The 23,713-nt window shown below is 44.0% G+C and carries 19 protein-coding genes and 2 pseudogenes; 13 read left to right on the top strand and 8 right to left on the bottom strand.

Annotated features, from left to right (window positions below; all coding sequences use genetic code 11):
* Window positions 1-91: 91 nt before the first annotated feature.
* The 10 genes from ftsB (at window position 92) to KZ793_RS16580 (ending at window position 7,263) form a co-directional block, all read left to right on the top strand.
* A complete protein-coding gene (ftsB, locus tag KZ793_RS16625; RefSeq protein WP_225816353.1) occupies window positions 92-412 on the top strand; it encodes a cell division protein FtsB in 321 nt (106 codons plus the stop codon).
* Window positions 413-417: 5 nt separating this feature from the next.
* Entirely contained in the window at window positions 418-1,149 is a 732-nt protein-coding gene (gene ispD, locus KZ793_RS16620; protein WP_225816352.1) for a 2-C-methyl-D-erythritol 4-phosphate cytidylyltransferase, read from the top strand.
* Window positions 1,150-1,162: 13 nt separating this feature from the next.
* Window positions 1,163-1,636, top strand: coding sequence for a 2-C-methyl-D-erythritol 2,4-cyclodiphosphate synthase (gene ispF / locus KZ793_RS16615; RefSeq protein ID WP_225816351.1), 474 nt, complete (start codon window positions 1,163-1,165; stop codon window positions 1,634-1,636).
* Between the two features lie 3 nt (window positions 1,637-1,639).
* On the top strand, window positions 1,640-2,689 hold the full coding sequence (truD, locus tag KZ793_RS16610) for a tRNA pseudouridine(13) synthase TruD (protein WP_225816350.1): 1,050 nt from the start codon (window positions 1,640-1,642) through the stop codon (window positions 2,687-2,689).
* Window positions 2,667-3,431 (top strand): 5'/3'-nucleotidase SurE, encoded by a 765-nt coding sequence (surE, locus tag KZ793_RS16605; protein ID WP_225816349.1) that lies wholly within the window; start codon window positions 2,667-2,669, stop codon window positions 3,429-3,431. Before truD ends, surE begins: the two co-directional genes overlap by 23 nt.
* Window positions 3,425-4,051 (top strand): protein-L-isoaspartate(D-aspartate) O-methyltransferase, encoded by a 627-nt coding sequence (locus KZ793_RS16600; protein WP_225816348.1) that lies wholly within the window; start codon window positions 3,425-3,427, stop codon window positions 4,049-4,051. The genes surE and KZ793_RS16600 overlap by 7 nt, the downstream gene beginning before the upstream one ends.
* Before the next feature lie 170 nt (window positions 4,052-4,221).
* Window positions 4,222-5,199 (top strand): murein hydrolase activator NlpD, encoded by a 978-nt coding sequence (nlpD, locus tag KZ793_RS16595; protein WP_225816347.1) that lies wholly within the window; start codon window positions 4,222-4,224, stop codon window positions 5,197-5,199.
* 51 nt (window positions 5,200-5,250) lie between these two features.
* Window positions 5,251-6,249 carry an RNA polymerase sigma factor RpoS gene (gene rpoS, locus KZ793_RS16590; RefSeq protein ID WP_225816346.1) on the top strand — a complete coding sequence of 333 codons (999 nt, stop codon included), beginning with the start codon at window positions 5,251-5,253 and terminating at the stop codon, window positions 6,247-6,249.
* Between the two features lie 448 nt (window positions 6,250-6,697).
* Window positions 6,698-6,976, top strand: coding sequence for a type II toxin-antitoxin system RelE/ParE family toxin (locus tag KZ793_RS16585; RefSeq protein ID WP_225816366.1), 279 nt, complete (start codon window positions 6,698-6,700; stop codon window positions 6,974-6,976).
* On the top strand, window positions 6,976-7,263 hold the full coding sequence (locus KZ793_RS16580) for a HigA family addiction module antitoxin (RefSeq protein WP_225816345.1): 288 nt from the start codon (window positions 6,976-6,978) through the stop codon (window positions 7,261-7,263). The genes KZ793_RS16585 and KZ793_RS16580 overlap by 1 nt, the downstream gene beginning before the upstream one ends.
* A gap of 106 nt (window positions 7,264-7,369) precedes the next feature.
* On the opposite strand, the gene miaE is transcribed toward KZ793_RS16580, so the two are convergent.
* A complete protein-coding gene (miaE, locus tag KZ793_RS16575) occupies window positions 7,370-8,131 on the bottom strand; it encodes a tRNA isopentenyl-2-thiomethyl-A-37 hydroxylase MiaE (protein WP_225816344.1) in 762 nt (253 codons plus the stop codon).
* 4 nt (window positions 8,132-8,135) lie between these two features.
* The gene (mutS, locus tag KZ793_RS16570) at window positions 8,136-10,691 is read right to left on the bottom strand and encodes a DNA mismatch repair protein MutS (protein WP_225816343.1); all 2,556 of its coding nucleotides are present in this window, start codon (window positions 10,689-10,691) and stop codon (window positions 8,136-8,138) included.
* A 238-nt stretch (window positions 10,692-10,929) separates the two neighbouring features.
* Between mutS and KZ793_RS16565 the strand changes: the two genes are divergently transcribed.
* The 3 genes and pseudogenes from KZ793_RS16565 to KZ793_RS16555 form a co-directional block, all read left to right on the top strand.
* A complete protein-coding gene (locus KZ793_RS16565) occupies window positions 10,930-11,703 on the top strand; it encodes a type IV toxin-antitoxin system AbiEi family antitoxin (RefSeq protein WP_225816342.1) in 774 nt (257 codons plus the stop codon).
* Window positions 11,696-11,848 (top strand): annotated as a pseudogene (locus KZ793_RS16560) (nucleotidyl transferase AbiEii/AbiGii toxin family protein); the annotation flags it as partial. The gene KZ793_RS16565 and the pseudogene KZ793_RS16560, both read left to right, overlap by 8 nt.
* Before the next feature lie 123 nt (window positions 11,849-11,971).
* Window positions 11,972-12,531, top strand: a pseudogene (locus tag KZ793_RS16555) (hypothetical protein); the annotation flags it as partial.
* Between the two features lie 305 nt (window positions 12,532-12,836).
* Here the strand turns inward: KZ793_RS16555 and KZ793_RS16550 are convergent.
* The 6 genes from KZ793_RS16550 to KZ793_RS16525 all read right to left on the bottom strand — a co-directional run bounded on the left by KZ793_RS16550 (window position 12,837) and on the right by KZ793_RS16525 (window position 23,674).
* The gene (locus tag KZ793_RS16550; protein ID WP_225816341.1) at window positions 12,837-13,967 is read right to left on the bottom strand and encodes a hypothetical protein; all 1,131 of its coding nucleotides are present in this window, start codon (window positions 13,965-13,967) and stop codon (window positions 12,837-12,839) included.
* Between the two features lie 648 nt (window positions 13,968-14,615).
* Window positions 14,616-15,737 (bottom strand): hypothetical protein, encoded by a 1,122-nt coding sequence (locus tag KZ793_RS16545; RefSeq protein ID WP_225816340.1) that lies wholly within the window; start codon window positions 15,735-15,737, stop codon window positions 14,616-14,618.
* Window positions 15,738-16,227: 490 nt separating this feature from the next.
* Window positions 16,228-17,358, bottom strand: coding sequence for a hypothetical protein (locus KZ793_RS16540; RefSeq protein WP_225816339.1), 1,131 nt, complete (start codon window positions 17,356-17,358; stop codon window positions 16,228-16,230).
* A 468-nt stretch (window positions 17,359-17,826) separates the two neighbouring features.
* A complete protein-coding gene (locus KZ793_RS16535) occupies window positions 17,827-18,945 on the bottom strand; it encodes a hypothetical protein (RefSeq protein WP_225816338.1) in 1,119 nt (372 codons plus the stop codon).
* Window positions 18,946-19,437: 492 nt separating this feature from the next.
* Window positions 19,438-20,562: a hypothetical protein gene (locus KZ793_RS16530; RefSeq protein WP_225816337.1), complete on the bottom strand. Its 1,125-nt coding sequence runs from the start codon at window positions 20,560-20,562 to the stop codon at window positions 19,438-19,440.
* A 529-nt stretch (window positions 20,563-21,091) separates the two neighbouring features.
* Window positions 21,092-23,674 carry a TonB-dependent receptor gene (locus KZ793_RS16525; protein ID WP_225816336.1) on the bottom strand — a complete coding sequence of 861 codons (2,583 nt, stop codon included), beginning with the start codon at window positions 23,672-23,674 and terminating at the stop codon, window positions 21,092-21,094.
* Window positions 23,675-23,713: the final 39 nt, after the last annotated feature.

The raw sequence follows: 23,713 nt of genomic DNA, 5'->3' as shown, positions 1-23,713 counted from the left end.
TTCTTTAACTATTTTTCCCCTGTCCTGTTTTGTGATAGTAGCGTCATTCTTTGAGTTATGGGATGATTGACGGATATTTCAGGGGGCGGAAATGGGTAAGCTGACGCTACTATTACTGGTTTTACTCGGATGGTTACAGTATTCACTGTGGCTTGGTAAAAACGGCATTCACGATTATGTGCGGGTTAAGAATGATGTTACGACGCAAGAGCGTAATAACGGCAAACTTAAAGCGCGTAACGATCAGTTATCGGCGGAAATTGATGATCTTACGGGTGGGCAGGAAGCCATCGAAGAGCGATCCCGTAGTGAGCTGGGTATGATCAAACCGGGTGAAACTTTCTATCGTTTAATCATTGATAAATCTAAAGAAAACACTTCGCATCCCTCGACTCCAAATAATACTCAATAATTAAGATGAACAATCTATTACTTCATTCCTGTGCTGATATTATTGCTTTGGTACCCGCAGCGGGTATTGGTAGCCGAATGAATTCGGATTGCCCAAAGCAATATTTGTCTATTGCCGGAAAAGCTGTTATTGAACACACTCTAACTGCATTACTTAATCATCCCCGCATTCAACGCGTTGTGGTTGTTTTAAATCCGGCTGATACACTGTTTCAATCCCTTGAGGTTGCATCCGATTCGCGCATTACTACGGTAGTTGGTGGTGAACAGCGAGCCGATTCTGTGTTGGCTGGTTTAAATCATCTGGCTCATTTGACTGGCAATGATAATTGTTGGGTTTTAGTGCATGATGCTGCTCGCCCTTGCTTACACCATGACGATCTTGAACGTTTGCTACAATTGGCAGCAGCAGATGAACAGGGAAATATGGCATGTGGTGGTATTCTGGCATCTCCGGTCAGCGATACGATGAAGCGTGGACGTGTTGGTCAGGTTATTGACCATACGGTAGAGCGCCAAGATCTCTGGCATGCACTGACACCGCAGTTTTTTCCATTGATGTTACTAAGGGACTGTTTGTTAAAAGCGCTTTCGCAACACGCTAATATCACAGATGAAGCTTCTGCACTGGAATATTGTGGCTATCAACCGGTGTTGGTTAACGGGCGTGCGGACAATATAAAAGTCACACGTCCTGAAGATTTGGCATTGGCCGAATTTTATCTGTCTAGAAAATAAAGGAACAGACATCATGAGGATCGGACACGGTTTCGATGTACATAAATTTGGTGGTGAAGGACCGATTATTATCGGAGGTGTTCGTATTCCTTATGAACAAGGGCTGTTGGCGCATTCCGATGGTGATGTTGCTCTCCATGCAGCAACTGATGCTTTGTTAGGTGCTGCGGCATTGGGCGATATCGGGAAATTATTCCCAGATACTGATCTGGCGTTTAAAGGCGTGGATAGCCGTAAATTATTGCGCGAAGCCTATTCGCGTATCAGAGAAAAGGGTTATCGGATTGGTAATCTGGATATTACGATTATCGCTCAAGCACCCAAAATGTGGCCGCATATCCCACAAATGAGAGTCAATCTGGCAGAAGATCTGCAATGTCACATTGATGATATCAATGTTAAAGCCACAACCACCGAAAAATTGGGATTTGTTGGGCGTAAAGAAGGTATTGCTTGCGAAGCGGTTGCTTTGCTGGTTAAGGAATAATTGATGGTATTGGCTGAATTAAATTGGCTGTATGGGCAACCAGAAGCTACGGGGATATTAAAGGTTTCTCCGGAAGATTTTATTGTCTATGAAGATTTGGGATTTTCTCCTGATGGAGAAGGTGAGCACTTGATGGTGCATATTCGTAAGACGGGCTGTAATACCCAATTTGTTGCAGATAACCTCGCTCGTTTCGCGGGTATACCGTCTAGATCGGTCAGTTATGCCGGTTTAAAAGACCGTAATGCAGTGACAGAACAGTGGTTTTGTTTGCACTTACCGGGCAAACAGGAGCCTGATTTTGCCTCGTTTCAGCTTGAGGGATGTGAAGTTCTGACGACAGCTCGTCAGAAACGTAAACTACGTATTGGTGCATTGAAAGGAAATTCATTTACGCTGATTTTGCGGGAAATTAGTCATCACCAATTGGTTGAAAACAGATTACGGCTGATCCAGCAAGGTGGCGTGCCTAACTATTTTGGTGAACAGCGTTTTGGCTGGGATGGGCAGAATCTGATTCAAGCACAGCGTTGGGCAAATAATGAAATCCGAGTAAAAGAGAGAAATAAACGCAGTTTTTATCTGTCAGCCAGTCGTAGTGCTATGTTTAATGCGGTAGCCAGTGCGCGGATTGTTCTGAAACAGCAGCAACAGGTAATGAAGGGTGACGCCTTACAATTAACAGGGCGTGGTAGTTGGTTCGTTGCTGACGAAGCTGAATTGCCTTTATTGCAACAGCGGGTGATCGATGGAGAATTACAAATAACCGCACCGCTGCCTGGTGACGGTGAATTTGGAGCACAGCACCAAGCTGCGGATTTTGAACGACAATATTTACAGCCTTATGAATCGTTGTGGGAACTTATCAAGCGTGAAAGGGTGGAGGGTTCCCGTAGGGCGATTCTGGTGCAGCCTCAGAATCTGAGTTGGCAATGGCAAGATAATGACACGGTAAAAATCAGTTTCTGGTTGCCGGCTGGCAGTTTTGCTACCAGTGTGGTCAGGGAAATAATCAATCAGGATCAAAATAATGTTACGAATATTGTTGAGTAATGATGATGGTGTGACCGCTCCAGGGATTCAAGTTCTAGCGGCTGCATTGCGCGAAAGTTATCATGTGCAGGTTGTGGCACCTGATCGTAATCGGAGCGGTGCATCTAATGCATTGACCCTTGATCGTTCATTAAGTGTTAATACGCTGGAGAATGGTGACATTTCGGTATTGGGCGGCACACCAACAGATTGTGTTTATCTCGGTGTTAATCGGCTGGTGCTTCCGCGTCCTGAAATTGTTGTTTCTGGTATTAATCGTGGCCCTAACCTTGGGGATGATGTGATTTATTCCGGTACGGTTGCGGCTGCAATGGAAGGCCGCCATCTGGGGTTACCGGCATTGGCCATTTCACTTGATGGAGAATTGCATTACGAAACAGCGGCAAAAATCACATGTCGTTTGCTACAAATGCTACAAACAACGCCTCTGAAAGCGGGTAATATTTTAAATGTGAATGTCCCTGATCTGCCACTTGAGCACATTAAAGGTTTTCGGGTGACACGTTGTGGTAGCCGTCATGCTGCGGAAGAAGTTTATTCTATGCAAGATCCGAAAGGCAACATGCTTTACTGGTTGGGGCCACCGGGAGATAAACATGATGCTGGCCCTGAAACAGATTTTGCAGCGGTGGAACAGGGATATGTCTCTATTACGCCATTACAGATCGATCTGACTGCGTATAAAGCGCAGGCGTTAGTAAGGGATTGGTTAGCTAAAGCTGAGGTTGATGGAGAATGCTGAGTCGGGCAATGAAAAATTTGCTGACACAATTACGCCAGCAGGGAATAGAAGATGAACGTTTACTGGCTGCCATTTCCGCCGTGCCCAGAGAACGTTTTGTTGATGAAGCACTGGCACATAAAGCGTATGAAAATACGGCTTTGCCTATTGGTTATGGGCAAACGATTTCTCAGCCTTATATTGTTGCCCGTATGACTGAACTGCTTCAGTTAACACCAGATGCTAAGGTTTTGGAAATTGGTACTGGTTCTGGTTATCAGACGGCAATATTAGCGCATTTGGTCAAACATGTTTTCTCGGTAGAACGGATTAAGGGCTTACAGTGGCAGGCTAAACGCAGATTGAAACAGCTTGATTTGCATAATGTTTCAACCCGTCATGGGGATGGTTGGCAAGGATGGCCGTCGCGTGGGTTATTTGATGCTATTATTGTGACCGCGGCGCCTCCGTATATCCCAAAAGAACTGATGCTTCAGCTTGCTGATGGTGGCGTGATGGTTTTGCCCGTTGGTGAGCATACACAAATTCTTAAATCCGTGAAACGTCATGGCAATGGTTTTCATAGTGAAGTGATCGAAGCTGTACGTTTTGTGCCTCTTGTGCAAGGGGAACTGGCTTAAGTTCATAGTCTATTGCAACTATTTTTCAATTAATGGTTATATGCGCTTTAATAAGCGAAATTATTTTCGTTTGGAAATTTTTGTGGTTATGTATAACCTTTAAGAGTTATTGATTTTTACGCTTATTATTTGCCGTTATGGGGGAAGAAAGTATGAATTCGGGAAGCCCAATGAAGAAAATACAGCGGATTGTAGTTTGTTCATTGATGGGAATCTGGTTAGTCGGTTGTACAAATACGCCAACTCGCCCTGCACCTATCACTAGTATTGATCAAAAACAAAACAGCGGGAGTCGTTATCCGGTAATATCTTCCGGCAATTCTGCTGTATCTACGCCAATGCCATCTTCACCTTCGTCAATGAGTGCGGCTGATAGCAATTTGCAGGGGAGAATCGTTTATAACCGTGATTATGACAGTATTCCTAAAGGCAGCTATAACGGCAGCACTTATACAGTCAAGCACGGTGATACTCTGTTTTATGTTGCCTGGATCACCGGCAGTGATTTTCGTGATCTTGCGAGCAAAAATAATATTTCAGAACCTTACAGTCTGACGGTGGGGCAGACTTTGAGGACCGGTAGTAGCGGGATGTTAACCACTTATAGCCATAATCAAATTCAAACAACGCTGGTTGATTCTCAATCAACTAATGCGTATCCTGCAAATTCCGGAAAACAGAAAAGTGTAAAAATGTTGCCACAAGCAACTACGTCAACCGTAAACAATACGTATGTAAAATCACCGACGACAACCGCAAGCAGTGGAAACAGTGCTGTCAGTAGTTGGATGTGGCCAGCTGGAGGCAAAGTGATTGAAAATTTCTCTGATACCCAAGGGGGTAACAAAGGGATTGATATTGCTGGTAGCAGTGGTCAGTCAGTATTCGCAACAGCAGGTGGTCGAGTTGTCTACGCCGGAGGCGCCTTACGTGGATATGGAAATCTGATAATTATAAAACATAACGATGACTACCTGAGTGCCTATGCTCATAACGATACAATGCTGGTTCGTGAGCAACAGGACATTAAGGCGGGGCAAAAAATTGCCACTATGGGTAGCACGGGTACCAGCTCTGTAAGATTACACTTTGAAATTCGTTACAAGGGAAAATCCGTAAACCCGCTGCGTTATCTTCCGCAGCGATAAACTGGGCAGAATGCTGAATTCTGCCTGCATTATCATGGGTAGGGGCAGCTTATGAGCCAAAATACGCTGAAAGTTAACGAGTTGTATGATGATGCGGATTTAGATGAAAGTGGTATTGAAGCTGACGACTTCGATGAGAAATTATTGAAGAACGATGAGGATGATCTAACTGATCTTGAGAAGGATTTAGATGTATTGCAGGGCGCGAACCAGCGGGTTCTTGATGCAACACAGCTTTATCTCAGCGAGATTGGTTTTTCTCCTTTGTTGACGGCGGAAGAAGAAGTTTTTTTTGCAAGGCGGGCATTACGTGGTGATGTTCTGGCCCGCCAGAGAATGATCGAAAGTAACCTGCGATTGGTTGTTAAAATTTCCCGTCGTTACAGTAACAGAGGTTTAGCTCTTCTTGATTTGATTGAAGAAGGTAATCTTGGCCTTATCCGTGCTGTTGAAAAATTTGACCCGGAGCGCGGGTTCAGGTTTTCCACCTATGCAACATGGTGGATTCGGCAAACCATTGAACGGGCGATTATGAATCAAACTCGTACTATTCGGTTGCCGATCCATATTGTTAAAGAACTCAACGTCTACTTGCGTACAGCAAGGGAACTTGCCCATAAATTGGATCATGAACCTAGCCCGGAAGAGATAGCGGAACAACTGGATAAGTCGGTTGATGATGTAAGTCGTATGCTGCGATTGAATGAACGTATCATTTCGGTTGATACACCCATTAGCAGTGATTCTGATAAAGCGTTATTGGATGTTTTATCGGATGAGAATGAAACCGGGCCGGAGGGAACAACACAGGAAGACGATATGAGAAAGAGTATCGTCAAATGGTTGTTTGAGTTGAATTCGAAGCAACGTGAAGTATTAGCACGTCGTTTTGGTCTTTTGGGATATGAAGCTGAAACCTTGGAAGATGTGGGCAAAGAGATCGGATTGACCAGGGAAAGGGTACGTCAGATCCAAGTCGAAGGGTTGCGACGTCTGAAAGATATTATGCAAACTCAAGGCTTGAATATTGAAGCATTGTTCCGTACTTAGTTGTTGAATAGTTTGGCTACTTGGGTTCTGAAGAACTATTGTCCGTATTTTTGCATTGTTGATGCTTGGTATTATCAGGTTCTTCAGTACCCTGTAGAATGACTCTAATTGTCTGGGATGATGATAGTAAATTTCAATCAAAGATTTTTGATATTTAAATTACAGTGGTCGACTAATTTAGGACACTTCATTATCCTCTTCCAATAATTTTCCTTTTCAAGGGGACAAGTTCATTACTGTCACCAGATAGCTCTACCCTTATTTTCGTTTGAATATAATTGATCTCAATACACCACATTATATCCGGCCTATTGAGATTAAATTTGTCTTACCTTTTATTGTCAGCGCAATTCCATACCAAATCACAGATGGTTTTAAAGTCTCACTTTGATGTATAAAAATGTTGCGTATGATAATTGTACCGAGCATCACCGTTTATCAGACGGATATGATTAAGAGTTTTAAACATAAAGGGTTGAAAAAGTTTTTCGAAACAGGTTCTACAGCCGGTGTTAATGCCATGCAAGCTCCAAAGATTGCTACCCGTCTTGAGGTGTTGAATAGAGCTGTAAAAATTGAAAATGTAGATATCCCTGGCTTTTTTTTACATCCACTTACAGGAAACCGAAATGGCGTGTGGTCTATTACTGTGGCAGGGAATGGGCGAATTACCTTTGAGTTGTATGATGGTGATGTCTACATTGTGAACTATGAGGATTACCACTAATGGCTATGATGTATAACCCCCCGCATCCCGGAATATTGGTTAAAGAGGCTATGGAAGCTTTGAATTTGAGCGCCAGAGGCTTGGCTAAGGCACTAGGTGTAGCACCATCAACTGTGCAACGCTTGGTTATTGGCAAGTCTGATGTTTCGCCAGAAATGGCACTAAAATTGTCTGCTGTTATTGGCAGTTCACCTCAAGTTTGGATGGGGATGCAGGTAGACTATGATTTATGGCAGGTAAAGCAGCATATTGATGTGTCTCACTTTCATCGATTGCAAATAGCTTGATTGACACATTTCAATGTCCCTAATTCTGAACCACCTTAAATTGCTTTGTCGTTGGTCTGAAAGGTGAGTATAAGCTCACCTTTTTCTAATCAATGTTACATTCAGTTTAGATTACAGGGATGCCACTGTGGAATTTAAAATCTCTATCTGGATTTTGAATTAATTCAGCTTCAACACGGCCAAAATAGTTCACCCGCTCGGTAATATCTTCATTAGCAATAGATTGTGCCAGTGAAAGATAGTCCTGGTAATGACGTGCTTCAGAACGCAGCAGTGAGATATAAAATTTACTCAGTTCTTCATCCAAATGGGGGGCTAGTTTGGCGAAACGTTCACAAGAACGCGCTTCAATGTAAGCGCCGATAATCAGTTTATCCACTAGTGTATAAGGCTCGTGGTTGATGATATGGCTAAGCATACCTTTAGCATAACGGCTGGCACTGATACTTTCATAACTAATATTGCGTGCATCCATGATCTCCAGCACCTGATAGAAGTGATGTAACTCTTCTTTAATCAGCAATACCATTTTATCAATCAGATCCTGGCTATAGGGTGAATTAGCTTTGGCGGTGATCTGCTTGGTTGCCTGATTTTGACCTCTTAATGAATTGAGATCGCCAATTTTCTTGTAGGCAAAATCTTCATAAGGTTTAAACCATGCCAGAAGTGTATCCGCACTTTGCTGATCCACAGCATACTTACGGATCAAATACATAGCGCTCTGTGCTGCTTTCAGTTCACATAACAGATGATCCCGTAGTAGCACAGGTAAATTTTCAGGCTGTTTTGCTTTATCTACCCACAGATCTGGGGTTTCACATTGCAAAAAGCGGTATATAGGTTGTAAAAGGTTTTTGTCAAGCACGTTCTTACACCATGTCTTTCAACCGATAAATCCATTCCAATGCCTGACGTGGAGTCAGTGAGTCTGGATTGAGATTTTCCAATGCTTCAACCGCCGGTGATGTCTCTTCCGTTAATAGTGCAAGTTGTGGTGTATCCACATGACTTGCTGTTGCATGGTTGGATAGCGATTCCAGCTCTTTAAGTTTCTGACGCGCTCGTTTAATCACTTCGCGTGGAACGCCAGCGAGGGAAGCCACAGCCAATCCGTAACTCTTACTGGCTGCACCCTCTTGCACGCTGTGCATAAAGGCGATGGTATCTCCATGTTCTACCGCATCCAGATGAATATTAACTACCCCTTCAAGTTTTTCCGGCAACGTGGTCAGCTCAAAATAGTGAGTGGCGAACAAGGTCATTGCTTTAATGCGGTTTGCCAGATTTTCTGCACATGCCCATGCCAGAGAAAGGCCATCGTAGGTTGATGTGCCTCTGCCAATCTCATCCATCAATACCAAACTTTGTTCTGTCGCATTGTGCAAGATATTGGCAGTTTCTGTCATTTCCACCATAAAGGTTGAACGGCCGGATGCCAGATCATCGGAAGCACCTACACGGGTAAATATACGATCAATTGGGCCGATGACGGCTTTTTCAGCCGGTACAAAGCTACCGATATAGGCCAGAAGTGTAATAAGTGCTGCCTGACGCATATAGGTACTTTTACCGCCCATGTTTGGACCGGTAATAATCAACAGACGCCGCTGTGAAGACAAAGAGAGTGGGTTTGAGATAAATGGCTCACTCAGAACTTGCTCGACAACCGGATGACGGCCACCGGTGATTTGAATTCCCGGTTTATCACTCAATGTTGGGCAAACATAATTCAGGGTTTCAGCGCGTTCTGCCAGATTTGCCAGTACATCAAGCTCAGCCAATGCTTCGGCACTGGTTTGTAATTCGGCCAGATGAGGCAGTAATAGGTCGAATAATTCTTCATAAAGCGCTTTCTCTATTGCCAGAGATTTCCCTTTAGAGGTCAGTACTTTATCTTCATATTCTTTTAGCTCGGGGATGATATAACGCTCAGCATTTTTCAGTGTCTGACGGCGGACATAGTGAATTGGCACCAGATGGCTCTGCCCTCGGCTGACTTGAATATAGTAGCCATGAACACCATTAAAGCCGACTTTCAGAGTATCAAGACCCAGTTTTTCCCGTTCACGAATTTCCAGTTGTTCCAGATAGTTACTGGCACCATCAGCCAATGTGCGCCACTCATCCAACTCGCTGTTATAACCCGGTGCGATTACGCCACCATCCCGAATCAATACCGGAGGTGTTTCTACAATCGCTTTTTCAAGCAATTCTTGTAATTCATCAAACCTGCCGATGTTTTTCTGCAATTGCTTGATATAGGGGGAATCTGAGGAGTCCATAATTTGATGGATATCCGGTAATTGCTGGAATGCATGGCGCATTCTTGCCAGATCCCTCGGCCGAGCAGAGCGTAGAGCCAAGCGTGCTAGCACACGTTCGAGATCACCTATTTGTAGCAAAAATGGCTGCAACTCCAATCCAATTTCCTGCAAGATAGCAATAGCTTGTTGACGGTTCTCCAATATCTGGCGGTCCCTGACAGGAGCATGCAACCAGCGCTTCAACATTCGGCTACCCATTGGGGTAACACACAGATCAAGAACGGAGGCGAGGGTATTATCTGTACCGCCAGACAGGTTTTGTGTCAGCTCCAGATTACGGCGGGTTGCCGCATCCATAATAACCGTATCTTGCTGACGTTCCACCGTGATGCCACGGATGTGAGGCAACGCTGTGCGCTGAGTATCTTTGACGTATTGCAACAGGCAACCTGCGGCACGCAGAGCGAGAGTTGCTTTTTCCACACCAAAACCGACCAGATCACGGGTACCAAATTGCAGATTAAGTTGCTGCTTTGCTGTATCCAGTTCAAATTCCCATAAAGGGCGACGGCGCAGGCCATGAAAATTTTCAATTAGAGCCATATGCTCAAAACTTTCAGGATAGAGCAATTCAACAGGACGGCTACGTTGCAATTCAGCGGCTATCGTTTCCAGCTCTGCCATTTCAGATATTTGGAAGCGGCCAGATGTCACATCCAGTGTGGCATAACCAAATCCTTGATTATCGTACCAAATAGCCGCTAGCAGATTATCTTGCCGTTCCTGTAATAGTGCTTCATCTGTCACGGTACCGGGAGTAACAATGCGAACGACTTTACGTTCAACCGGGCCTTTGCTGGTGGCAGGATCGCCGATTTGCTCACAGATAGCGACCGATTCACCTAATTGAACCAGCTTAGCTAAGTAATTTTCTACTGCATGATGTGGCACGCCTGCCATAGGGATAGGATTGCCGGCTGATTGACCTCGTTTGGTCAGGGAAATGTCCAGCAATTTCGCCGCCTTTTTGGCATCGTCATAAAATAGCTCATAGAAATCCCCCATTCTGTAAAACAGCAGGATATCAGGATGCTGTGCTTTAAGACGGAGATATTGCTGCATCATGGGCGTGTGGGTGTCGAAAGTTTCTGTATTAATCATGCAGTGGTCTTAGTTAAGTTTGTGAATCAATTCTTTCGTTATGGTATCGCACCAAGCTTTAAACTTACACAAGTAAAATCTGGAAGCAATTCGCAAATTTAGTTGTAATTTTGGTCTGGTTAGTAATGGGAAAAACACAATATAACGATGTTATCAATGAAATGACTGCTCAAAAAATTGACACTTTAGTCACTAGATGGTTTACTATTTATGATATTGTTACACTAGGAGTGAATATATGTCATCAAAATTAAACTGGCTTTTGCAAAACACTACGCCGGGCTCCTTAGTATTGCAATCCTGGCTAACAAAACACAGCATCAGCCCTTCTCTAGCGAATAAGTACATGAATAGCAACTGGCTGCAAAAACTGCGGGCCGGGGTGTATGTACGGACAGGACGCAAGCCTGAATGGAGTGATGCTGTACAGTGCCTGCAAAACCAACTTTCTATCCCGGTTCATTTAGCAGGGCTTACCAGTTTGGTGTACCAAGGCCGTTCTCATTATCTACAGTTAACGCAGCAAAGGATATGGCTCTGCGTGAAAGATAAAGCTGCGTTGCCGAAGTGGTTTAAAGAATTTCCCGATGTTGACTGGTTTTTGCTTTCTAATCAGAAGTTGTCCCTACTTGATGAGAAATACCTGACAGATGTTGAAATCAAAGGAAACCAGCTAAAAGCCAGCATACCTGAATTAGCAGTTTACGAAGTTTTAGATGCTGTACCCGTGCCGTTTTCTTTTGAACATGCTGCGGAACTCTTCCAAGGTTTGGTTAATCTCAGTCCGCGTAAAGTGGAAATACTCCTTCATTCCAGTCATGCGATCCAAACTAATCGTTTATATCTTTTTTTGACCGACTATTATGCTCATGCATGGGCTAAACGTGTTGATAAAACTAAAATTGATTTAGGGGCAGGGAAGCGTCAAGTCGTGTTAGGGGGGAAGTTGGATAAACAGTATCAGATTACGGTTCCAGAAAAGTATTTGAACAATGGATTATCTCATGGATAAATATTCGCCGTATTACCGACAAGTAGTATTGCTGATGAGCATACTTCCTGTGGTGGCGACAGAGAGCTGTTTTGCGCTGAAAGGGGGGACAGTGATTAATTTGTTTGTACGTGATTTTCCCCGTTTGTCAGTTGATATTGATCTGGTTTATACCTAATAGATTTCGAGTTGCATCGCGACGGCAAGGGAGCGAATCCCCGGGAGCATAGAGAACTATGTGACCGGGGTGAGTGAGTGCAGCCAACAAAGAGGCAGCTTGAAAGATAACGGGTATATACACCGTTGGAAAGCAGGGAGTTAGCGTTACCCAATGTTCGAGCGGCACTAACTAGGATTGCCGCTTTACTCCAACAACAAGAGGGGGTTTTTGCAGCATTACAGACAAATAATCCTAATGAAATGCGTATTATTGTTACTTCTCAAGAAGTGCAGGGAATAAATCGTTCAATCTTTAATGGGTTCATCGCCTATTTACTTAGCCATCCCCGACCATTGTCTGAAGTACTTAATCCTCGATGGAAGGATATTTCTGAACTCTATGTGAATGAATTCAGTGGAATGACATTCAATAGTGTGTTGTTGGAAGACCTTAATTCCGTGTCTGAATTGATGATTTCAGCACTTAAGGAACAGTTTACCCAAAGGGATTATGACTTTTTGATGTCCTTCAAAAGTGGTAAGCCGGACTGGCTGTTGTCTCCAGAGAGCCAAATTCAGTATTTACCGGCAGTAAAATGGAAGTTACACAATCTCGATCTTATGTCAAAAGGTAAGCATATTCAGGCGTTGAATAAACTAGAGAAAGCGCTGACTGAGTGGCTGGATTAGTTTATAACTTGTGATATACATTCACTATATATTTATTTATAAACCATTGCGGTTGAATGATGAAGATTAAGTGGGACAGTAATGACGGATGAATTAATCAGTTGTAAATGTGTAGGTTGAGATATAGCTTTTTTTATAAAAATAATCGTTAAATGTTCGAATATTGATGATAAAAGAGCCTTGATACAGAATTTGGGTACAGCCCATTATCCCCCTATCTGGCCCGGTGAAACGCAATGGATATTTTCCGTTTGCACCGGGCCAGCAGCTCACGATCGTCTCGTGTGAAGCTAACTTCTTTCTGATTACTTGATCACAGAAGCATCGATCAAGGTGATACCGCCGATGAGAGCCCAGGTAGTCCACGATGATGTCGGTGATGAAGTGGTTTGCCAGAGGTGCCAGAGTGCCTTATCAAGACCAAGCACAAAGACCTCAATCCGGCCATCTGAATTCTTCGCTAACGTTGGAGCACTGGCGATAATGCCTGTGAATGAGGCCCAGTTAGACCACGGACCGTTATTAGAAATTTGCCTGGTGCGCCAGAGCGTGTTATCAGCGCCGCGTGCAAAGACTTCGAGCTGACCAGAGATATTCTTCACCGCCGCCGGGGCGCTAGTGATCACACCATCCAAACATTGCCAGTTTGACCATGAAACGGAATCAGAACCGATCTGTGAAATGTGGCGGAGTGTACTGTCGGCACCGCGCGCAAAGACTTCGAGCCGACCATCGCAGTTGTCGATGACTACTGGGTCGCTAGTGATTATACCTTTTAGTGACTGCCAACTTGACCACTGATCAGTGTGAGCGGCTGTTTGCCAAATGTGCCAAAGGGCATTATCGGCACCACGTGCAAAGACCTCAAGCCGACCATCGGCGTTGATATGTGCAGCCGGGTTACTGGTGAGTGTGCCACCCAGAGATTTCCAGCTTGACCACGAATTGGTATGGGCTGCGGTTTGCCAGATGTGCCATAGCGCGTTATCGGTGCCGCGTGCAAAGACTTCAAGTCGGCCGTCAGAGTTGATACATACCTCTGGGTTGCTGGTTATACCTCCATACAGCGGCTGCCAGCTTGACCAAGTATTGCTATCAGCGGCGGTCTGCCAGTTGTGCCAGAGTGCATTATCCGTACCACGCACGAATACTTCCAATCGACCGTCCGAATTACGATGAACAGCGGGTTTGCTAGTAACTACTCCGTTAAATTTGCTCCAGCCGGCCCAAGAGGAGCTTGGGAGCGGTGTTGTTTGCCAGTTGTGCCACACTGCGCTGTCAGCACTCACACCGAAAACTTCAAGTCGATTATCGGCATTGTTTGCTACTGAGACAATTCCAGATAATGCTATCGCAGAGTTCTCGATTTCTATCTCATTTGCAACATATGCTTCGGTATTATCTGGATTTGACGTTTTAATAGGTTCTTTTTTCATATGTATATTCTCTTTAAAAATAAATTTTCGGATTCATAAAATAATCATTTAATGAGAGAGGCATTCAGATTTATATATTGATGTTTTCACTGGTCTCCTATTTTTTTAATGAAATAAATGGTGGATGTTTTTTTGTTAATGGTTGAATTGTAAAATGTTAAATAAATATAGCCTCGTATTATGCGGTTACATATTTTTATATGTTGTTTCTATACGAAATTATTTAATTTAAATAAACTGTTTTTTATTTTAAAGGCCCCATTGGTCTCTATTTTAAATATATTTTTTTCATGTTTTTTAAATTTTATTTAAAATATTTTATTGAATAATTATTAAAGCACACAATTCGTAATCTGGCTATTGATAAACACAGATCATGATTTAATTATGTACCTAAAAAAGGTTATTCTGTTTAAAGTTTTTTTCCAGGCATATTCGACTAAGAGTCTGTTTCAGATAGACAAAAATATGCTTTTGTCATCAACGATAATATGCAAGTTCGAATCCGTACCGAGTTTATGTATCGAATATCAGATTTTTATCAGCAAATTAAGTACCACTGGCCCGATGAAGCGCAGTGAATATTTTCCTTAGCGTATCGGGCCAGAAGGTGACGTTCGTCTTGTGTAAAGCTGGATTCATTCCAGATTATTTGATTGCTGAAGCGTCGATTAAGGAGCCATTGAGGGATACCCAAGCGGACCACGATGATGTGCCTTGCCTGGTGTTCCAGAGTGCGTTATCGGTGCCGCGAACAAAAACTTCAAGCCGACCATCGGCGTCTTTCACTGCCGTTGGTGCGCTGGTGATCGTGCCATTGAACGAGGCCCAATTAGACCACGGACCGGAATGGGAAACCGTTTGCCAGATTTGGTAGAGTGCGTTATTGGTGCCGCGTGCAAAAACTTGAAGCCGTCCATCGGCGTTCTTCGCCACCGAAGGGGCACTGGTGAGCCAGCCATTTAACGAAGCCCAGCCCGACCACGGCCCGGAATGGGGAGCGGTTTGCCAGATGTGGTAGAGTGCGTTATTAGTGCCGCGTGCAAAGACTTCAAGCCGACCATCAGCGGTGTCGATGACGACAGGATCGCTAGTGATGATGCCACCGAGTGAATCCCAATTTGACCACTGGTTGGAATGGGGAGCGTTTTGCCAGATGTGCCAGAGAGCGTTATCAGTACCACGTGCGAAGACCTCAAGCCGACCGTCGGAGTTGATGTGAACTGCGGGGTTGCTGGTGATCACGCCGTTCAAAGATTGCCAATTTGACCACAGATTGGAATGAGCGGCAGTTTGTGAGATGTGGTAGAGAGCGTTATCGGTGCCACGTGCAAAGACTTCGAGTCGGCCATCGGTGTTGGCACCTACCGCCGGGTTACTAGTAATTGAACCTCCTAAAGATTGCCAGTTTGACCAGCCGGCATTGACGGCGGTTTGCCAGATATTCCAGAGCGCATTATCGGTGCCGCGTGCGAATACTTCCAGTCGACCGTCTGTATTGATATAAACGACAGGTTTGCTGGTTACGTTTCCGTTAAGTGAGATCCAACCAGACCAGGAAGAGCCTGAATGTGGTTCTGTTTGCCGATTGTGCCACACCGCGTTGTCAGTGCCGACACCGAAAACTTCGAGCCGACCATCGGAGGTGTTTACCACCGAGACAATTTCAGACAACGCGATTGCCGCGTTTTCTATTACTACCTCATTTGCAATAGGAATAGGGAGTTCGGTATTATTTGGATTTGATGTGTTAATAGGTTCTTCTTGCATATATATCCTCGTTAGAAATAATTTTTCAGATTCACTAAACAGTCATTTAATAAGCAAAATATTTAATTCTTTGAATTAATATGCTCACTTTTACTCTTTATTCTTTAAAGAAATAATTAATGTTTTATTTGATGCTGGTTTATGGTCCGTGAAGTCTTAGTGGATGTGATGCTACATTATAAAATCTCGTGTGTTTATATGTATTTTTACATACAGCCATTCAAAAATAATAAATTATAAATAAATTATTTCCCTGTTTTAAGGTTTCCTTTTGCTTATATTTGAAAAATATATTTTTATTATAAATAACGGGAGCGAACTTGAGTGAATTCCCGGCTTGTGTGTCGAATATTGGGTTAATTCCAGCAAATAAGGGACTACTGGCCCGATGCAGCACAGTGAATATTTTCTCTAATGCATCAGGCCAAAAAGTTATGTATGTCTTGTGCGGAGCTGAGCTTGACAGATTATTTCATTGTTTAAGCGTCGCTCAAGGTGCCCCAAGGGATGTCCAGCTAGACCATGAACTAGACCATGAACAGGATGCTACATTCTGCCAGATGTGCCAGAGCGCTTTATCGGCGCTGCGAGCAAAGACTTCAAGACGACCATCGGCGTTAGCATATACGGCAGGGTCACTGGCAATTACGTTCCCTAAAGATTGCCAGTAGTCTGACCAGCCGGAATTGGGCGCGGTTTGCCAGATGTGCCAGAGGGCATTATGGGAGTTATCGGCGCCGCGGGCAAAGACTTCAAGGCGACCATCGGCGTTGGCATATACGGCAGGGTTGCTAGTAATTGTGTTCTTTAAAGATTGCCAGTCTGACCAGCCGGAATTGGGCGCGGTTTGCCAGATGTGCCAGAGGGCGTTATCGGCGCCGCGGGCAAAGACTTCAAGGCGACCATCGGCGTTGGCATATACGGCAGGGTTGCTGGTAATTGTGTTTCCTAAAGATTGCCAGTCTGACCAGCCGGAATTGGGCGCGGTTTGCCAGATGTGCCAGAGGGCGTTATCGGCACCGCGGGTAAAGATTTCAAGACGACCATCGGCGTTGGCATATACGGCAGGGTTGCTGGTAATTGTGCTTCCTAAAGATTGCCAGCCTGACCAGCCGGAATTGGGAGCGGTTTGCCAGATGTGCCAGAGCGCGCTATCGGTACCGCGGGCAAAGACTTCAAGACGACCATCGGCGTTAACATATACGGCAGGGTCACTGGTAATTGTGCTCCCTAAAGATTGCCAGTCTGACCAGCCGGAATTGGGCGCGGTTTGCCAGATGTGCCAGAGCGCGTTATCAGCACCGCGGGCAAAGACTTCAAGGCGACCATCGGCGTTAGCATATACGGCAGGGTTACTGGTAATTGTGTTCCCTAAAGATTGCCAGTCTGACCAGCCGGAATTGGGCGCGGTTTGCCAGATGTGCCAGAGCGCGTTATCAGCACCGCGCACGAATACTTCCAATCTACCGTCCAAATTACGAGAAACAGTGGGTTTGTTAGTCACTGAGGCAATGCTGGACATCGCGATAGATGAGTTTTCGGTTTTTAGCTGTATTAGCTCATTTGTAGCAGAAAACTCGGCATTATCTGGCTTTGGTATATTAATAGATTCTTCTTGCATATATATCCTCGTTAGAAATAATTTTTCAGATTCGCTATATAATCATTGAATAAGCAAAGTGTTGAATTCTTTGAATTAATATTCTCACTTTCATGCTTTATTCTTTAAAGCGATAATGAATGTTTTATTTAATGTTGGTTTATGGTCCGTGAAGTATTAAGTGGATGTGATGCTACATTATAAAACCCCGGATGTTTATATATATTTTTACATACAGGAATTCAAAAATAATAAATTATAAATAAATTGTTTCCCTGTTTTAATGTTTCATTTTGTTTATATTTGAAAAATATATTTTTATCATAAATAACGGGAATTAGATCGAGTGAATACCCGGCTTGTGTGTCGAATATTGGGTTGATTCCAGCAAATAAGGTACTACTGGCCCGATGCAGCACAGTGAATATTTTCTCTAATGCATCGGGCCAGAAAATTACGCATGTCTTGTACGAAGCTTATTCTTCTAGATTATTTAACAGCTGAAACATCGATTAAGGTGCCGCCGAGGGATGCCCAAGCGGACCACGATAATGATGTAGTTTGCTGAATGTGCCAGAGGGCGTTATCCGCACCGCGTGCAAAAACTTCAAGCCGGCCGTCAGAATTCTTCGCTACCGCAGGAGCGCTGGTAATTACGCCAGACAATGAGGCCCATTCAGACCATGAACCAGATGCAACCGTCTGCCAGATGTGCCAGAGAGCGTTATTGGGGCCCTGCGCAAAGACCTCAAGCCGGCCGTCGGCGTTGATATGTACTGCTGGGTCGCTGGTGATGACACCGGACAGTGACTGCCAGTTTGTCCAACCTGCATTAGGAGCAACTTGCCAGATGTGCCAGAGAGCGTTATCGGAGCCGCGTGCAAAAACCTCAAGCCGGCCGTCAGAGTTGCTGATTACCACCGGATTGCTGGTTATCACACCACTCAGTGACTGCCAATTTGTCCAGGGGTAGGTATGAGAAGTCGTTTGCTTGATGTACCAGAGAGAGTAATCGTTGCTGCGCGCAAAGACTTCAAGCAGACCACTGGCGTTGATATATACCGCTGGATCACTGGTGAGCACGCCATTTAGTGATTGCCAACTCGACCACGGACCGGCATGGGGTGCGGTTTGCCAGATGTGCCAGAGAGCGTTATCGGAACCGCGAGCAAAGACCTCAAGCCGGCCATCGGGGTTGGCATATACCACTGGGTTGCTGGTGATCTGACCACCTAAAGATTGCCAGCCTGACCAACCGGCGCCGGGGGCGGTCTGCCAGTTATGCCATAGCGTATTATCTGTGCCACGTACGAATACTTCCAATCTGCCGTCTGAGTTAATGTAAACGGCGGGTTTGCTGGTTGCTCCTTCATTCAGTGAGTACCAGCCAGACCAGGAAGATCCGTTGTTTGGTACCGTTTGCCAATTGTGCCATACAGCATTGTCGGTACTCACACCGAAAATCTCAAGCCGACCATCGGCGTTGTTTGCTGCTGAGATAACTCCGGGTAATGCGGTCCAAGAAATTTCGTTGGATATTTCTACTTTGTTTGCAACAGATGACTCGGTATTGTCTGGATCTGGTGTATTAATAGATTCTTTTTTCATATATATATCCTCTTTAGGCATAATTTTTTAAACTCACTAAATAGTCATTTAATAAGCAATATATTTGGTTTTACATTAATATTTTCGGTTGCATCCTGTATATTCTTATTCATAAAATGAATAAGTAATATTTTGTTTGATGTTAAATTATAATTCTTGAATTATTAGGAAAGTGTGATTTTATATTATTGGGATCTATATGTTGATATATATTTTTAAATACAAACGTATAAAAAACATTAATTATATATAAACTATTTTCTTATTTTAAAGTTTCATTTTTTCTATTTTAAGTCTGTTTTTTTCACAGTTATTTTATTTTTCATTCAAAATATCTGATGATCATTATTAAAATACACAATTCGTCATCTGGCTATTGGGGTAACACCAGCAAATGAGGTACTACTGGCCCGATGCAGAGCGTGAATGATTTCCTTAAATGCATCGTGCCAGAAGATTACGCTCTCCTTGTGGGATCTGATTCCCGCCGAGTTATTTGATCACGGAAGCGTCGATTAAGGTACCGCCAAGGGAGGTCCAGTTAGACCATTTATCGGGAGCGATTTGCCAGATGTGCCAAAGTGCGTTATCGGCACCGCGTACAAAGACCTCAAGTTGACCATTAGAGTTTTTCACGACTTCTGGGCTGCTAGAGAGTCCTCCATCCAAGAAGGCCCAGTTGTTGTGCCATGAACCGGAATGGGTATCATTTTGCCAGATGTGGTAGAGCGAAAGTTTTTTGTTGGCGCCGAGCGCAAAGACTTCAAGTCGGCCATCGTAGTTCTTTGCTACCGCAGGGGCGCTGGTGATAATACCACCTAATGAGGCCCAGTTAGACCACTGACTGGAATAGGGGGCGGTTTGCCAGATGTGGTAGAGTGCGTTATCGCTGCCGCGTACGAAAACCTCAAGCCGACCATCGACGGTGCAAATGACCATTGGATCACTCGTGATGGTACCGCCTAATGACTGCCAGCTTGACCAATAACCGGAATTGGGAGCGGTTTGCCAGATGTGCCAAAGTGCGTTATCGGTACCGCGGGCAAAAACTTCCAGTCGGCCGTCAGAGTTGATATGGACTGCCGGGTTACTGGTTATCACTTGGCCCAGAGAATACCAGCTTGACCACGGATTGGAGTGGGGAGCGGTTTGCCAGATGTGCCAAAGTGTGTTGTCGGCGCCGCGGGCAAAGACTTCAAGCCGGCTATCAGCGTTGACAGATACCACAGGGTTACTGGTGATCGTGCCACCTAAAGATTGCCAGCCTGACCAACCGGCGTTGGGGGCGGTTTGCCAGTTATGCCATAGGGCATTATCGGCACCACGTACAAATACTTCCAATCGCCCGTCTGAATTGATGTGAACGGCAGGTTTGCTGGTCGCCTTTAAGCCAAGTGAGGTCCAGCCGGTCCAGGAAGAGCCTGTATGTGTCGTTTGTCCATTGTGCCACACTGCATTATCAGTGCTTACACCAAAAACTTCGAGTCGACCGTTGTAGGTGTTCGTTACTGAGACAATGCCAGACACCGCGATAGGTGAGTTTTCGGCTTCTATCTCGTTTGTAACAGATAACTCGATATTATCTGGATTTGATGTATTAATTGGCTCTTTTTTCATATAAATATCCTCGTTAAAAATAATTTGCAGGTTCAATAAATACTTATTGAATAATAAAAATATTGAGTTTTTGGAATTAATCTTTTCGTTTACATCCTGATTGTTTTATTAAACAATGAGTTATTGATATTTTATTTGAAATTGACTTATGATTATTAAATTATTGTGGAAAAGTGATTTTATATTATAAAGCTCTATGTGTTGATATATATTTTTACATACAGTTGTTTAAAAACAATTAATTACATGTAAATTATTTCATTGTTTTAAAGTTTCATTTGAATTTCGGTTTTAAATATATTTTATGGTTGCTTTAATTTTATTAAAAATGCCGGGTGGCATATTATATTTATGCAATAATTTAAACCAGTGTCGATCTTTCATTTTTTTTAATTATATTAACTCCGACGAAAAGAGAAAATAATTTATATTGACATGTTGTTTTTACCCTAATTACCTTCTTTTGCCAGAAAGTGGCATATCATGGATATACCACCAGCTTAACGAATGGATTTAAAAATAAATGGATTTAAAAATAAGTAGTGATACCGGCACGAAACGTTCTGCCCGGTGAAGGGATATAACCGAGGCTAAGAGGCTGGATATAATATTTGTCGAACACATTATCCACTCCAAACTCAAACTCGACATGCTTATTTATACGGGCAGTCAGAGAGATATCGGCCACGGTTGCAGGCCGCCAGATAATGGGTGCCAATAGAGGAGCAGAACCTCTGCCCGGTTTTGCTGCCGGGACAGATCTTTGACCATAATGGGAAACTCTGGCGTTGACAGATACGTTGTCATTTAAAAATCGCTGTGTCAGATCGAGTGATACCGCATATTTAGGAGGAATGTGATTAGTCGCATAATCTGAAGGGAGGCTACGTGCGACGCACCCTTCATTTTCCGTACAGAATCTGACTTTTGTATAGTAATTCATCGACAAACGCGCATCAAAATGATCGCTATGGTAAACACTTGCCAATTCCAATCCGGCGAATTTTGCTTCTTTAATATTACTGATGTACATACTCCAGTAATCATCCATCCATGATCGGCTGATATAATCCTTCACCCGATTATCAAAGTAGGACATTTTGATATCGAAGCTATCATTTTGAGCAATCACATTCTGGAAGCGTGATGTCAGCCCGACTTCGATATTCTTTGCAATTTCAGGTTTTATATGGTCGTCAACACTCATCATGTAGCCACGAATACCTTCAATCATTGATGGAAAACGTGGTGCATAGGCATATTTGGTATGTAGCGCTGTTTCATTATTAAGCTCAAACTTAGCGCCTATCCAATAGCCATGAGCATGATCTCGCTTATGGTTTACTTTCCCAGAGGTGAGTTGGGGTAACCAAGAGCTACCCGGACGTGCTGGACTGTCATCTTCGATCTGATAGGATTTGTAATCCCATCCGCCCATTAGGGTCAGACGTTCGGTAAGCATATAATTTCCGTTCAGGAAAAAGCGACCTTCTTTACGTTCTCCTTCCCGATTAACGGCATATTTCCATTTACCCGCGCTTGGACCAGTGCGTTCACGAATAAAGTTGGCACCGTAGTTCAATTCAATATCTTGCATTGAAAGCGCAAATAATGAGGTGTTACTCAAATTCACCCCAACTGTGCGCATGAATTTTTTATCACCGAGGGTATTATTTGCGGTTCGAGGGCGATCGTTAACGCGTGTTTGCCATACTCCGATATCCAAATTAATCCAGGGATTTGATGCCGGTTCCCATTTATAGTTGAGGCTGTGCCTGTTCATGTTGAGCCGTGTCAGCGGTCCCTGTTCCAGGATCATAAATGTTTGGCTCAGGTTTGCCATATCCGCGACATAGGATTCTCCGTAGAGATTTTGGTAATGACTAATGATAGCGGAGATTTCATGACCATCACCAAAACGAACCTTTCCTTTACCCAGTAATGACTGGCTATCTTCAGAAGTGTTAGGTACGGCATCTCCCATTGCGTACAGCGAATAACCTGCCATCTGTTCACTGAATTGTGGAATAAGGCAATCTTGTGGATCACTCTCACACAAATAGCCTGGCATGCCACGTTCCTTAGCGCCCGGTCCGTGTTTACCCGAATGGTAATTGCCTCGCTTGCGCTGAGAAGCACCAAACAGCAATTCATAGGAAGGTTCGGCTATCGCGAAAACAATACTCCCGGTGCGATTCTTTGCATCGAAAAGAGAGGTTTTTGATGGGGAAGCCCAATCATTGCGTTGATAATCATCAGGATTGGAATGGTTGTTCAACAGGCTTCCTTTCAGGCGCAGCCCTACCTTTTGTCCATCAAGGAGGATATCACTGGCTTCAATGGTTTTTATCTCCACGGTACCGCCAATGGCGCCCATACTCCCTTTTCCTGTCGGGCCTTTACTGATATCTACCCGGCTGATGAAATCGGGATCAATAAAGGAACGGTTGGAGACACCTTGATAACCGCGGTAAAGCGCGGTCTGGTTAGATGCGCCATCAACAGTGGTTAGGACTCGGCCTTGCCCTTGCAGGCCCCGAATATTCACATCGAGACTGCCTGAACTACGCGCTTCGCCGGATAATACCCCCGGTGTTGTTTTGAAAATATCAACGGGATGGATCACGCCGAACTTTTCGATATCTTTACCTTTGATGGTAGTGCTGTCGAACTGTAATGGCTCATTACCTGAATATCCGCGATTGCCGGCTACCATAAGGGGGTTTAGTACGATTACACCCTTGTTGGTCATATTCTCTGCCATTTTTACTAGCGTGTAACTGCCATCGGTACGTTGGGACAGTTGTAAATGACTGCCTGTAAGCAGTTGGATTAAACCTTGATGTGCAGTAAAACTGCCGTTTAATGAAGGCGCTGTTAGCCCGTTGGTTAAATTCGGATCGAAGGAGATCGCCGTATTAGTTTGAGCTGCAAAGTGGGATAAAGAATTGCCTAATGAACCTGGTGGAATATGAACGGAATAAAGTGTATCTGCTGGTGTGGTGGCATACAGGGGACGTACCGGTAGCAGTATTAATGGTAGTAACAGTGCGACTAAAGACTTCTTCTGCCAACGTGGTTGTGAATCTTGGCAGTCAACATGATATGGCATAGGTAAGTTCTCCATAACTTTTTGAGCTTCTTTTATTTC

Source organism: Photorhabdus antumapuensis (assembly GCF_020387775.1).
Classification (GTDB): Bacteria; Pseudomonadota; Gammaproteobacteria; order Enterobacterales; family Enterobacteriaceae; genus Photorhabdus; species Photorhabdus antumapuensis.
Note: the sequence above shows the minus strand (reverse complement) of the source record. Positions and strands in the feature narration are given on the sequence as shown.

Coding starts and splice junctions, on each gene's coding strand:
- KZ793_RS16535 (WP_225816338.1), bottom strand. CDS start 18,945: ATGAAAAAAGAATCTATTAATACACCAGATCCAGACAATACCGAGTCA.
- ispD (WP_225816352.1), top strand. CDS start 418: ATGAACAATCTATTACTTCATTCCTGTGCTGATATTATTGCTTTGGTA.
- ftsB (WP_225816353.1), top strand. CDS start 92: ATGGGTAAGCTGACGCTACTATTACTGGTTTTACTCGGATGGTTACAG.
- rpoS (WP_225816346.1), top strand. CDS start 5,251: ATGAGCCAAAATACGCTGAAAGTTAACGAGTTGTATGATGATGCGGAT.
- KZ793_RS16530 (WP_225816337.1), bottom strand. CDS start 20,562: ATGAAAAAAGAGCCAATTAATACATCAAATCCAGATAATATCGAGTTA.
- truD (WP_225816350.1), top strand. CDS start 1,640: ATGGTATTGGCTGAATTAAATTGGCTGTATGGGCAACCAGAAGCTACG.
- surE (WP_225816349.1), top strand. CDS start 2,667: ATGTTACGAATATTGTTGAGTAATGATGATGGTGTGACCGCTCCAGGG.
- nlpD (WP_225816347.1), top strand. CDS start 4,222: ATGAAGAAAATACAGCGGATTGTAGTTTGTTCATTGATGGGAATCTGG.
- KZ793_RS16545 (WP_225816340.1), bottom strand. CDS start 15,737: ATGCAAGAAGAACCTATTAACACATCAAATCCAAATAATACCGAACTC.
- ispF (WP_225816351.1), top strand. CDS start 1,163: ATGAGGATCGGACACGGTTTCGATGTACATAAATTTGGTGGTGAAGGA.
- KZ793_RS16540 (WP_225816339.1), bottom strand. CDS start 17,358: ATGCAAGAAGAATCTATTAATATACCAAAGCCAGATAATGCCGAGTTT.
- KZ793_RS16600 (WP_225816348.1), top strand. CDS start 3,425: ATGCTGAGTCGGGCAATGAAAAATTTGCTGACACAATTACGCCAGCAG.
- KZ793_RS16585 (WP_225816366.1), top strand. CDS start 6,698: ATGATTAAGAGTTTTAAACATAAAGGGTTGAAAAAGTTTTTCGAAACA.
- KZ793_RS16580 (WP_225816345.1), top strand. CDS start 6,976: ATGGCTATGATGTATAACCCCCCGCATCCCGGAATATTGGTTAAAGAG.
- mutS (WP_225816343.1), bottom strand. CDS start 10,691: ATGATTAATACAGAAACTTTCGACACCCACACGCCCATGATGCAGCAA.
- KZ793_RS16550 (WP_225816341.1), bottom strand. CDS start 13,967: ATGAAAAAAGAACCTATTAAAACGTCAAATCCAGATAATACCGAAGCA.
- KZ793_RS16565 (WP_225816342.1), top strand. CDS start 10,930: ATGTCATCAAAATTAAACTGGCTTTTGCAAAACACTACGCCGGGCTCC.
- KZ793_RS16525 (WP_225816336.1), bottom strand. CDS start 23,674: ATGCCATATCATGTTGACTGCCAAGATTCACAACCACGTTGGCAGAAG.